Here is a 12,004-nt window from a genome sequence, read left to right on the forward strand (position 1 = left end):
ATGCTGGCCTATATCGTTCGCCGACTGCTGCTGATCATCCCCACCCTGCTGGGCATCCTGCTGATCAACTTCGTGATCATCCAGGCCGCGCCCGGTGGCCCGGTGGAGCAGATGATCGCCAAGCTCGAAGGTTTCGACGGCGCCACCAGCCGCATCGCCGGCGGCGGTGCCGAAGTCTCGGTGGCAGGCAGCAGCTACCGCGGCGCCCAGGGCCTGGACCCGGCCCTGATCAAGGAAATCGAGCACATGTACGGCTTCGACAAATCGGCGCCGGAACGCTTGTGGATCATGATCAAGAACTACGCCACCCTGGATTTCGGCAACAGCTTCTTCCGTGACGCCAAGGTGGTGGACCTGATCAAGGAAAAGATGCCGGTGTCCATTTCCCTGGGGCTGTGGAGCACCCTGATCATGTACCTGGTGTCGATCCCCCTGGGGATCGCCAAGGCCACCCGCCACGGCAGCCACTTCGACGTCTGGACCAGCTCGGCGATCATCGTCGGCTATGCAATCCCGGCCTTCCTGTTCGCCATCCTGCTGATCGTGGTGTTCGCCGGCGGCAGCTATTTCAACTGGTTCCCCCTGCGCGGCCTGACCTCCAACGACTTCGACCAGTTGAGCTGGGGCCGCAAGATCCTCGACTACTTCTGGCACCTGGCGCTGCCGGTCACCGCCCTGGTGATTGGCCACTTCGCCACCATGACCCTGCTGACCAAGAACAGCTTCCTCGACGAGATCAACAAGCAATACGTGATCACTGCCAAGGCCAAGGGCCTGACCCAGCGTCGCGTGCTCTACGGCCATGTGTTCCGCAACGCCATGCTGCTGGTGATCGCCGGCTTCCCCTCGGCCTTCATCGGCATCTTCTTCACCGGGTCCCTGTTGGTGGAAGTGATCTTCTCCCTCGACGGCCTGGGCCTGATGAGCTTCGAGGCGGCGATCAACCGCGACTACCCGGTGGTGTTCGGCACCCTATTCATCTTCACCCTGCTGGGATTGGTGGTGAAACTGATCGGCGACCTGACCTACACCCTGGTCGATCCGCGCATCGACTTCGACAGCCGGGAGCATTGAGATGAACCTGTCCCCCCTCAATCGTCGGCGCTTCGAGCGCTTCAAGGCCAATAAACGCGGCTGGTGGTCACTCTGGCTGTTCCTGGTGCTGTTCATCCTCAGCCTGGGCGCCGAACTGATCGCCAACGACAAGCCGTTGGTGGTGCACTACGAAGGCGGCTGGTACTTCCCGGCCCTCAAGCGCTACCCGGAAACCACCTTCGGCGGCGAGTTTCCCCTGGAGGCCAACTACAAGAGCCCCTATATCCGCGAGCTGCTGGCGCAGAAGGATGCCTGGGTGCTCTGGGCGCCGATCCCCTTCAGCTACCAGAGCATCAACTACGACCTGCGGGTGCCGGCGCCGGCGCCGCCCTCGGCGGACAACCTGCTGGGCACCGACGACCAGGGCCGTGATGTGCTGGCCCGGGTCATCTACGGCTTTCGCATCTCGGTGCTGTTCGCCCTGACCCTGACCATCCTCAGCTCGATCATCGGGGTCATCGCCGGCGCCCTGCAGGGCTTCTACGGCGGCTGGGTAGACCTTGCCGGGCAACGTTTCCTGGAGATCTGGTCCGGGCTGCCGGTGCTCTACCTGCTGATCATCCTGGCCAGCTTCGTGCAGCCCAACTTCTGGTGGTTGCTGGGGATCATGCTGCTGTTCTCCTGGATGAGCCTGGTGGACGTGGTGCGCGCCGAGTTCCTGCGCGGGCGCAACCTGGAATACGTGCGCGCGGCCAGGGCCCTGGGCATGCAGAACGGCGCCATCATGTTCCGTCACATCCTGCCCAATGCCATGGTCTCCACCATGACCTTCATGCCCTTCATCCTCACGGGCGCCATCGGCACCCTCACCGCCCTGGACTTCCTCGGCTTCGGCCTGCCCCCCGGCGCGCCGTCCCTGGGCGAGCTGGTGGCCCAGGGCAAATCCAACCTGCAGGCGCCCTGGCTGGGCATGAGCGCGTTTGCCGTGCTGGCCCTGATGCTCAGCCTGCTGGTGTTTATCGGCGAGTCCGCCCGCGATGCCTTCGACCCGAGGAAATGACATGACCCAGGACAATCTGATCGAAGTCCGCGACCTGGCTGTCGAGTTCGTGGCCGGCGAGCATCGCCAGCGGGTGGTGGAAGGCATCAGCTTCGACATCAAGCGCGGCGAAACCCTGGCCCTGGTAGGGGAAAGCGGCTCCGGCAAATCGGTGACCGCCCACTCCATCCTGCGCCTTTTGCCCTACCCCCTGGCCCAGCATCCGTCCGGCAGCATCCACTACTCCGGGCATGACCTGCTGACCCTCAACGAGAAGACCATTCGCCACATTCGCGGCAACCGCATTGCCATGATCTTCCAGGAGCCCATGACTTCGCTGAACCCGCTGCACAGCATCGAGAAGCAGATCAACGAAGTGCTGGGCATTCACAAGGGCCTGACCGGCAAGGTCGCCAGCAAGCGCACCCTGGAACTGCTGGAACTGGTGGGCATCCCCGAACCCCACAAGCGCCTCAAGGCCCTGCCCCATGAGCTGTCCGGCGGCCAGCGGCAACGGGTGATGATCGCCATGGCCCTGGCCAACGAGCCGGAGCTGCTGATTGCCGACGAACCCACCACGGCCCTGGACGTCACCGTGCAGTTGAAGATCCTCGAGCTGCTCAAGGAGTTGCAGGCACGCCTGGGGATGGCGCTGCTGCTGATCAGCCACGACCTGAATCTGGTGCGGCGCATTGCCCACCGGGTCTGCGTGATGCAGAAGGGTTGCATCGTCGAACAGGCGTCCTGTGAGGATCTGTTCCGTGCGCCGCAGCATCCCTATACCCGGGAACTGCTGGCGGCGGAGCCCAGCGGCACCCCGGCGAACAACCCGATCGGCCCGCCGTTGCTGGAAGTGAACAACCTCAAGGTCTGGTTCCCGATCAAGAAAGGCCTGCTGCGCAGCACCGTGGATCACGTCAAGGCCGTGGACGGCATCCACTTCAGCCTGCCCCAGGGCCAGACCCTGGGCATCGTCGGTGAAAGCGGCTCGGGCAAGTCGACCCTGGGCCTGGCGATCCTGCGCCTGATCTCCAGCCAGGGCGGGATTCGGTTCGAGGGACAGCAGCTGGACGCCCTGTCCCAGCAACAGGTACGGCCGCTGCGGCGGGAAATGCAGGTGGTGTTCCAGGACCCCTTTGGCAGCCTCAGCCCGCGCATGAGCGTGAGCCAGATCGTTGGCGAAGGCTTGCGCATCCACAAGATCGGCAGCGAACAGGAGCAGGAACAAGCGATCATCGAAGCGCTCGAGGAGGTGGGCCTGGACCCACAAACCCGGCACCGCTACCCCCATGAGTTTTCCGGTGGCCAACGCCAGCGCATTGCCATCGCCCGGGCCCTAGTGCTCAAGCCGCGGCTGATCCTGTTGGACGAGCCGACCTCAGCCCTGGATCGCACCGTGCAGCGCCAGGTGGTGGAACTGCTGCGCAAGCTGCAGAGCAAGTACAACCTGACCTACCTGTTCATCAGCCATGACCTGGCGGTGGTCAAGGCCCTGAGCCACCAGTTGATGGTGATCAAGCACGGCCAGGTGGTGGAACAGGGCGACGCGCGCAGCATCTTTGCCCTCCCACAACATCCGTACACACGGCAATTACTGGAAGCCGCCTTCCTGGCTCCGGCAAGCGCCGAATAATCTGCAACAGGAACGGATGCTCGACGTAAAAAATCATATGGAAAATGAAACCGCAAAGATCGCCCGTGGGAACAGTCCAACATGAAGTGGTGCTATCTGTTGCTGTTGATCTTTCTAGCCGGCTGCGACAGCACACAAGATAAAGACCCGAATAAGACTCCGGGCAACCTCGCAAGCCTTCATATCCGTTTAGGCGCACCGGTTGCTCAATTCCTCAAAAACAGCCCGGTGAGCTTTACCGCCGACTGCCTGGATGCGCTCGACATGTGCTGGTATGAAGCGGATCGGCGAGGCGTGCTGCTGAACCTGAGCCTCTCTGAGCCTGAGGGCACTCTTGAGCTGGATCAGGTAGCCGGTTTGAGCATTGCCGTTGATGGCAAGGCATCGAGCAACATCCAGGCATTGAACATCGACCTTCGCGGCCTGCCGGACAACAGCCCCCATCAGCAAAACAAGGACCTGATCTATCGCCTCATCAGGGAGTTGAAGAGCGCTGGATGGCAAAAGTACTACTACCCTTCGGACCCACGAATACCCGGTTCTGAACTGAATAAACTCGACTGGAAAAACAGTCTCTTGGGTACCAACCCGCTCAGCCACCCGCTGTTCGATGCCAACCGTGAAATGAGCCTTGAAGAATGGCTCGGCGTCTCTACGTTTTATGACTGGTATCTCTATCACGGCAACTACATTGCCCATGTCCGAGCCCTGCGCTACGACTCGAAAAGCGCACCCTTGGAAACCGGTGTCTACCTGATCAGCATAAACCTGATGTCACTGGATACGTTCTGGGCCGGCGATTTTGCCGAGGAACAACGAGCACAATGGAAAACACGGCTACCGGCTCAGTTGAAAGCACTGCTGCAACGTCGTTCGCAAGCGGAAACTCGAGCCAGGGCCGCCGGGGTGAACATCGAGGAAGGATATGAGCCACCGCTCATGGAACGCAGCGAGTAGCGGCATGCAATATCCTTTTGTCGCAGCCCCGCTCCAGGGTCCGGGGCTTGTCTGCTGCAAAACTCAATGGGCGCGCTTGCCGGCCTGCTTGTGCAGATACATGGCTTTGTCGGCATCGGCCAAGAGTTCTTCGATACCGGCGTGGCGCTCGGGGTCGTACTCGATCTGCCCCACGCTGAAGCGGATGTCGTAGCCGCGTTTCAGGGTGGCGTTGCGTTCATCGAGGATTTCACCGAGGCGCGCCATGATCGCCGAAGTCTCGACGTGATCGGCAGCGGTCAGCAGGGCCACGAACTCATCGCCGCCCAGGCGGCCGATCACATCGCTCTCGCGAAAGGCAATGCGCAGCACATCGGCAAAGGTCTTCAATGCCCCGTCGCCTTCGGCATGGCCGTAGCTGTCGTTGATCTGCTTGAACTCGTTGAGGTCGAAAAACAGCAGGGTCGCCGGCTTCTCCAGGCGCTTGCAGACCCCAAGGGCGTGTCGGGCCAGGGCTTCGAAGCCGCGACGATTGGACAGCAGGGTCATCTCATCCATGCTGGCCATCTGTACCGCAGCCAACTCCTGCTCGGCCATGCGCGCCAGGTCCCGCAGCAGGGTGCGCTCCTCGTCGTCCAGGTCCCGGGGCTTGACGTCGATCAGGCACAGGGTGCCCAACTTGCTGCCGTTGGGCACGGTCAATGGGCAACCGGCATAGAAGCGAATCCCCGGCTCGCCGATCACCAGCGGGTTGTCATGGAAACGCTCGTCCAGCTCGGCGTCGCAAACGGTGAGGATCTGGTCGCCGAGAATCGCGTGGCCGCAGAAGGAAATGTCCCGCGGGGTTTGCGTGGCGCTCAATCCCACGCAGGACTTGAACCACTGCCGGTCGGTGTCCACCAGGCTGACCAGGGCGATCGGTACATTGAACAGGCGCTTGGCCAGCCGGGTCAGGCGGTCGAAGCGCTCTTCCGGCGAAGTATCGAGGACATTCAGCTCCCTCAGGGTCTGAACTCGCAGGGCCTCATTGTTGGGTTTGCTTGGGTACAACATCGCTGACTCCATTCGCGGCTAAGACCGCAAGCGTAGTCCAGTTTGACCACTGCCTCCCTTGTAGCGATGTTGCTCGATGTCCCTGATTGATGCCTCTCAAAGCCGTGGCGTCAGCAGAATCCGCGCATATCCGCCAACGAACAGGGCAAACGCCAGCGCCCCCAGCACCGCCGAGAGCCCCAACCCCAAGCTGCTGAACGGCACCAGCAGGACCCGGCACACCGCCGCCAGGAACAACAAGGCAAAAGCCCCGGCCATGGCCCGGGTCACCTGCAGCGGCCGACCGCTGTGGCCAAGGCTGACCCGGGCGATCATCCCCAGCACCAACCCGCCCAGGCCGCCCACCGCCAGAGCATGGGTCGCCAGGCTCTGTTGCAGCGGCCAGCCCAGGTGCCACAGGGCCATGCCCAGGGTGGCCAGGGCCAGCCACAGGTACGCCAGGTACAGCGACCAGAGCAACGGCAGACGCCACACGCCCGGCCGGTGCCAGCGCCACAGGCGCCACAGATGCAAGGCCGCCAGCAGGACGAACAACGGGGCCAGCCAGAGCTGCGGCCCGTCACCGCCGCCCAGGGCCATGGACAGGGCCGCCAGTAGGCTACCGACCAGTAACAGTCGGGTCGGCCAGGGCGACCCGGCCGGTGTCGGCGGCAGATTGAGCCCGCGCTGGATAAAGAACGGGATGACCCGGCCACCGATCACCGTCATCAGGGTCGCCACCAGCCACAACGCCCCCAGTTCGCCGCGCCGCTGCCATAGCTCTTGGTGGCCCAGCAGCCCCCACAAGGCCAGCCCCTGAAACACCGTCAGCAACCCCAGGATCAGCACGATGGGGTAGTTGTCACGCTTGCCGGCGCGCCACAGTTCGTGCCCCACCACCCCGGCCAGCGCCGGCATGAACGCCACTTGCAGCACCAGGAACAGTGGCGCCGGTACCGGCAGCCACCAAGCCAGCCGCGCCAGCAGCCAAACCAGCCACAGCAGGATCAACGGCGTGCGACTGAGGCCCGGACGCCCGGTCCAGTTGGCCACCGCCGTCAGCAGGAACCCGGCAATGATGGCCACGGAAAAACCGAACAGCATCTCGTGGCGGTGCCAGGCCAGCATCCCGCCCACCGGCTGGCGCCCGCTCCAGCCACCGTGCAGCCACAGGCCCCAACCCATCAGGGCGATACAAGCGAAGGCGGCCCCCGTCAGGAAAAACGGCCGGAAGCCCAGGCTCCACAACGGCTGTGCGGCCCATCGCCGCCAACGTTCAGGCAAGGACACAGGCAGCCCTCCCCGGGTTCAGGACAGACAGTGGCCAATTGCAGTAGCGGATCATCGTGGGGCTCCTCGGCCAATCAGTGGCGATATAACCCATCCCCATCACGATTCATGCCAGCGCCAGACCTGCCGCAAACTGGGGACCTGGGTCTTGATCAGTCTTTTTGACAACGATCGAAAAAGGTCATTAAGACACCAATCAAGTCAATATGACCGCCAATTCCCAGCTGCGTTTTTCCCGCCGCCAGCGTAGATTGGCATCCCCAGCCCCTCTGCCGCACAAGGATGTCTTCGTTGCCCTCCACCTCTCGCGTTTCGCCCGAGAAAAGCCTGTCGCGCCTGTTGCTGGAGTTGCTCTGGCAGTTGTGCGCCCTGCTGGTACCGATTTTCTTCGTCACCTTGCTGCCCCCGCCCCTGGCCCTGGCCGTGGTGCTCGGTTGTGCCGCGTGCATGGCCCTGGCGGCGCGCCTGGGTTGGCTCAGAACCGCTCGCGCCATGGCCCGACTGATGATCAGTGCGGCGTTTGGCCTGGGTTTCAGCCTGGGCCGGGCCCTGCCGGCGTACTGGGACATCGCGGCAGCCTTCGCCAGCATCTTTGCCGGGCTGGCAGCGGTCAGCCATCTGGAACGCCGCCTGGGCCTGGTGCAGCCTCCTGCCACTGCCGTCAGCGCCTGGGGTGGCGGCGAACCGCAGCAAACCCCGGAAGGCCTGCCGATCCGGGTGTTCAACCACGGCGAGATCGCCATGGGCGGCCCCACCTATTGCGATTATCTGTTCCCGGACGGTGTGCTGTTGCAAGGGCTGGGTTCCTCGGCACGGTTCTCCAGTGACGGGCGCTATTTCGCCGCCCCGCTGCCTTCGCGCCAACAGTGGGGCCTGGCGATCCTCGACCGCTCGTTGCGCCGGCTGTACCGCTGCGACCACGGCGAGTTCTGGGAGCTGGACGCCTTCGCCGAGGGCACCCTGAGCGGACGCCACAGCCCCTTGGTGGACAATGGCCCGCGCCACGCCAGCCTGGCTGCACTGCTCCAGGACGCCGAATCCGTCGAACTGGTGGCCATCGCCGATCTCTGGCTGGAACCCGGCGACTGGATGGCGGCCCTGTCCCGGCAATGCTTCGAGGAATCCTCCCCGGACGCGCGCCACCGACTCCAGGCGCAACTGGCCCTGCCCGCCAGTGTCAGAGACCTGCCCCAGCCCCTGGAACCCCTGCAGGCCGCGCCCTATCGACTGAGCCTCGACGGCCAGCCCAGCGGCCTGTTGATTCGCGCCGATGCTGCGCGCTGCTGGAGCGCCGACGGCCGGTCCCTGGCCTGCGTGGCCCGCCAAGAGGATCAGGCGGACGCAGAAGGTTGCTGGCTCTGGCAAGCAGGCCAGGGTTGGCGACTCTTGCCCGCGCCCTGGGTCGCCAGCCCGACGGAGCCGTCCTTCTCTACCGGCCCGTTACTGAGCCTGGACTCACAGCACCTGCGCCATGGCGCCTACCTGGACTGCGCCGAACCGGACCGGGGCCGCTTCGGCTATCGCCTGCACAGCATCCACAGCGACACCGAGACCGGCAGCGGCCACGACCCCCAAGGCCGCCTGCAAGTGGCCGAACTGCCCCTGGCCCGCACCCAGGTGCTGCAACCTCTGGACAGTGCCGGCCTGCGCGGTGACAGCCAGATCGAGTCGGCGCCGATGCTGGGCGGCCAGCGGGCGCTGCTGAGCTGGCTGGCTGACGACGATCAGGGCCTGGGCGCCTACGCCTGCCGGATCGGCGACTGGCAGTTGCCCGGGCGCTGGCTGCTGGATCACCGGGTATCCGATTGCCAGCGCTACCTGGCCTTGCTGCCGTTTGCCGAGGCCCCACAGGTCAGTGGCCGAGCGGTGGTGGCCGACCTGCAGCAGCAACGCCTGCTGCACAGCCCGGCCTTGCTGGCGGCGCGCCTGCTGGATTTTCGCGATGGCCAACTGAGCCTCGCGGTCATCGTCGGACGCCTCGACCAGGGGCCGTCCGGCAGCCCCCTGCAACGCTTCAATCAGAGCGCGCCCGCGCCGGACCACGCTGCGGCGTTTTGTACCGACCGGGACGATTCCCAGCTCTGTTATCAACGCCAGCGCTTTGCGGTCACCGAGCAGCAACTGCTGCCGATCGCCGACTGGCGCTTGGTGGATCGCCCCCAGGCCGCCATCGCCGAGGGCGACTTTATCCAGCCGGCACCCGGAGGCCGGGATGCCGCCTGGCTGTTCGGCAGTGAAACCGAATACGCCGACAGCTGGTTGCGGGAAACCAGCCCGCGACTCGGTGCTCACCTGCTCACCGCCAGCGGCTGCGCCCTGGCGAACCTCGCGCCGTCGATGATCTGGTCCCCCGATGCCCGCTACCTGGCCTTGACCCGGCTGCAGCTCGACGTCGAGGACAGCTACCGCGCCTGGCAGCTGTTGTTGCTGGATGTCGAGGAACGCAGCCTGCGGATCGCGCCCCAGTGGCTGCGTCATCGACCGCTGTTCCAGCACTTCGATGGGCAGGACCTGGAGTTGCGCCTGTTCGAACGGGACTGGGAAGCGGCGGACGACCCCGATCCGGGTCGAGGCCTGAGCCTGGGATTGGCCGAGTTGCTGCGCCTGCCCGCCGCCCCCCTGCAAGAACACCAGGGCCTCTGGCTGTGCGCTGCCGACCAGGCCCAGGCGAGCGCCTGGCAGGCGTTGCCGCGCCCGCATCACCCGGCCTTCAGCAAGTCGCCCCCTTGAAGCTGCGGCTCAGTCCTCGCTGGCCGCCAGGGCACTGCGCGCCCGCTGGCTGACAAAGCCGGGAATCTGCTCCCCGGGCAAGGACTTGCTGAAGTACCAGCCCTGGATGATCAACTCCGAACTGGACTGCAAAAAGTCCAGTTGCTCCCGGGTCTCCACCCCTTCCACCACCACCTTGAGCTTGAGGGTTTCGCAAAAGCGCAGCAGACCGTTGAGCACCTGGGCGCCCTTGGGCTCGCGCTGGGCCAGGACAAAGCTGCGGTCGATCTTGATCCCGTCCACCGGAAACTGATGCAGGTAGCTCAAGGCCGAGAAACCGGTACCGAAGTCGTCGATATAGACACGTGCGCCCAATGCATGCAGCTTGCCGATCCATTGCTGGGTCAGCAGCGCATCCCCCACCAGGGCGTCTTCGGTGATCTCCACCGAAACCTGGCCATGGGCCCGGGCCAGAATCTCCAGCAGGCGCTGGCCATGCTCCGCCGAGGCCAGGGTGGCACTGGAGATATTGATGGTGATGGGCAACTCGAACCCGATCTTGCTCCAGGCCAGGTGTTGGCGCACCGCCTGGGACGCCACCCAGAAATCCACCTCGGGCATCAGCCCCGCCTGCCCCAACCATTGCAGCAGTTCCCAGGGCGACTGCACCTGGCCGTCGCGGTCCCGGGCACGGATCAGGGCCTCGCAGCCGATGCACAGGCCACTGCCCTTGGCCACCTGGGGCTGGTACTCCAGATGGAAGTCGTACTCGCTCAACTGCTGGATACGCGCCAGTTGCAAGGACTGCTGGGCCGCCTGCTTGTAGGCCGCCACCACCGGGTCCAGCTCGAACAGCCGGCCCCGCTCCTCAAGGCCGCGGAAGGTGGTGTCGAAGGTCTTCAGGTACACCTGCTCGTTGCCTTCGCCCTGGCGCTGGATGCTGCGCACATAAGGCATGTAGATCAGCGTACCGACCCCCAGCAGCACCAGTTGCAGAAGCACCGCAGCCCAATCGCCCTGGGTACTCAGGTAGGCATTGAGCAGCACCGGTGAGGTAAAGGGCACGCTGACCAGGGCCGGGGTCACCCAGCCCAGTTGCACCACCAGCAGCGCCAGGCAGGCATTGACCATGGGCACCAGCATGAACGGCACCAGCAGGCGCGGGTTGAGGATGATCGGCAGGCCGAACAGCAGCAGTTCGTTGACGTTGAACAGCGACAGCGCCAGGCTCGCCAGCGCCAGCAGGCGCATGGAACGGTTCCTGGAAAAACCGAGGATCGCCAGCACCAGGGCCAGGGAGCCACCGGAACCGCCGATAAAGGCGAAGCAGCCCAGCAAGCCCGTGTTGAGGGCATAGCGCAGGGGTTGCCCGGCGGCGTGATCGGCTGCATTCAGGGCCACCGCCTGATCCATTACCTCCATCAACGGCTGCATGGCGTAGGTGCCGTGAATGCCGAAGAACCACAGCAGGGAGTTGGTCGAGGTCAGGAGGATCGCGTTGAGGTAGGGATGGTCCAGGCTGTCGATGTCGATCGGGCCCTGCACGTAGGCAAAGTCGTGGACCTGCAACAGCGACTGCAGCACCGCCACCAGCACCAAAGAAGTCAGCACCCCCGGCAGCACCATATTGATGGTGCCCTTGAGGTTGTGCCCCACCAGCCCCTCGTCCACCAGCCGGGTCCAGCGTCGGCGATGCAGCCAGGCCATGGTCGGCACATTGACCAGAGGCGAGGCAATGGCGATGAACAGCACGAATGTCGCCGACGCCAGCGGATAGTCCCGCAGCAGGTAGATGGCGATCACCACATGGGACAGGCAGAGAAAGGCCACCGGCAGCTGGGGCAAACGGTACTGGATCGCCAGCATGTAGCCGATGGACGCCGCCACCAGCAAGGGAATGATCGAACTGATGCGGTTGTGCAGCCCGGCCAGCAGGTCCACCAGGGCACTGGGAGCACCCAGGGCCTGGGCGCATTGAGCCAATATCAGGAAGACCGCCGAAACCAGCAGACAGGGCAACAGCCAGAGCAGGCCTTCTCGTATCGAACGCAAGGACTCGGCGCCCGCCAGGAGCGCCAGGCGGTGGGTGAAAAACAGCTTGAACCCCGGTTGCCGCATCAGCCTCTCCCCTCTGCCACTGCATGCCCGCCACCCCGCAGACGGCCCCTGTCACAACCTGGCAAGCGGGTTGCGGCTCCCAGCCATGACAATGGGATGCAGGCGAAGATACCACTGAAGAAACCCCTGTCAGCAAGCATTGAATACAGGGGTCCTGAGTGCTTTATCGCCTCCACGGCGCCAGACTTGATGCCTTTTTCCAGGGTTCGGGC

The 12,004-nt window shown here is 64.3% G+C and carries 8 protein-coding genes; 5 read left to right on the top strand and 3 right to left on the bottom strand.

Going from position 1 to position 12,004, the window contains the following annotated elements:
* From FW796_RS21140 to FW796_RS21155, 4 genes are all read left to right on the top strand, one after another.
* Nucleotides 1-1,074: a microcin C ABC transporter permease YejB gene (locus FW796_RS21140; protein ID WP_025128323.1), complete on the top strand. Its 1,074-nt coding sequence runs from the start codon at nucleotides 1-3 to the stop codon at nucleotides 1,072-1,074.
* Nucleotide 1,075: 1 nt separating this feature from the next.
* Nucleotides 1,076-2,095 (top strand): microcin C ABC transporter permease, encoded by a 1,020-nt coding sequence (locus FW796_RS21145; RefSeq protein ID WP_199009713.1) that lies wholly within the window; start codon nucleotides 1,076-1,078, stop codon nucleotides 2,093-2,095.
* Nucleotide 2,096: 1 nt separating this feature from the next.
* Nucleotides 2,097-3,707 (top strand): ABC transporter ATP-binding protein, encoded by a 1,611-nt coding sequence (locus tag FW796_RS21150; RefSeq protein WP_446439950.1) that lies wholly within the window; start codon nucleotides 2,097-2,099, stop codon nucleotides 3,705-3,707.
* Nucleotides 3,708-3,788: 81 nt separating this feature from the next.
* Nucleotides 3,789-4,664: a hypothetical protein gene (locus FW796_RS21155; RefSeq protein ID WP_404939691.1), complete on the top strand. Its 876-nt coding sequence runs from the start codon at nucleotides 3,789-3,791 to the stop codon at nucleotides 4,662-4,664.
* Between the two features lie 63 nt (nucleotides 4,665-4,727).
* Here FW796_RS21155 and FW796_RS21160 read toward each other — a convergent pair whose 3' ends face one another.
* Nucleotides 4,728-5,696 carry a sensor domain-containing diguanylate cyclase gene (locus tag FW796_RS21160; RefSeq protein ID WP_346632763.1) on the bottom strand — a complete coding sequence of 323 codons (969 nt, stop codon included), beginning with the start codon at nucleotides 5,694-5,696 and terminating at the stop codon, nucleotides 4,728-4,730.
* 96 nt (nucleotides 5,697-5,792) lie between these two features.
* The gene (locus tag FW796_RS21165; RefSeq protein WP_446439951.1) at nucleotides 5,793-6,965 is read right to left on the bottom strand and encodes an NnrS family protein; all 1,173 of its coding nucleotides are present in this window, start codon (nucleotides 6,963-6,965) and stop codon (nucleotides 5,793-5,795) included.
* 291 nt (nucleotides 6,966-7,256) lie between these two features.
* Here FW796_RS21165 and FW796_RS21170 point away from each other — a divergent pair, with 291 nt between their 5' ends.
* Complete coding sequence (locus FW796_RS21170) at nucleotides 7,257-9,695, top strand: hypothetical protein (RefSeq protein ID WP_446439952.1); 2,439 nt, start codon at nucleotides 7,257-7,259, stop codon at nucleotides 9,693-9,695.
* A gap of 9 nt (nucleotides 9,696-9,704) precedes the next feature.
* On the opposite strand, the gene FW796_RS21175 is transcribed toward FW796_RS21170, so the two are convergent.
* Nucleotides 9,705-11,792 carry an EAL domain-containing protein gene (locus FW796_RS21175; protein ID WP_346632760.1) on the bottom strand — a complete coding sequence of 696 codons (2,088 nt, stop codon included), beginning with the start codon at nucleotides 11,790-11,792 and terminating at the stop codon, nucleotides 9,705-9,707.
* Nucleotides 11,793-12,004 lie beyond the last annotated feature (212 nt).

The organism is Pseudomonas sp. 910_21, from assembly GCF_052850735.1.

Coding starts and splice junctions, on each gene's coding strand:
- FW796_RS21140 (WP_025128323.1), top strand. CDS start 1: ATGCTGGCCTATATCGTTCGCCGACTGCTGCTGATCATCCCCACCCTG.
- FW796_RS21145 (WP_199009713.1), top strand. CDS start 1,076: ATGAACCTGTCCCCCCTCAATCGTCGGCGCTTCGAGCGCTTCAAGGCC.
- FW796_RS21150 (WP_446439950.1), top strand. CDS start 2,097: ATGACCCAGGACAATCTGATCGAAGTCCGCGACCTGGCTGTCGAGTTC.
- FW796_RS21155 (WP_404939691.1), top strand. CDS start 3,789: ATGAAGTGGTGCTATCTGTTGCTGTTGATCTTTCTAGCCGGCTGCGAC.
- FW796_RS21160 (WP_346632763.1), bottom strand. CDS start 5,696: ATGTTGTACCCAAGCAAACCCAACAATGAGGCCCTGCGAGTTCAGACC.
- FW796_RS21175 (WP_346632760.1), bottom strand. CDS start 11,792: ATGCGGCAACCGGGGTTCAAGCTGTTTTTCACCCACCGCCTGGCGCTC.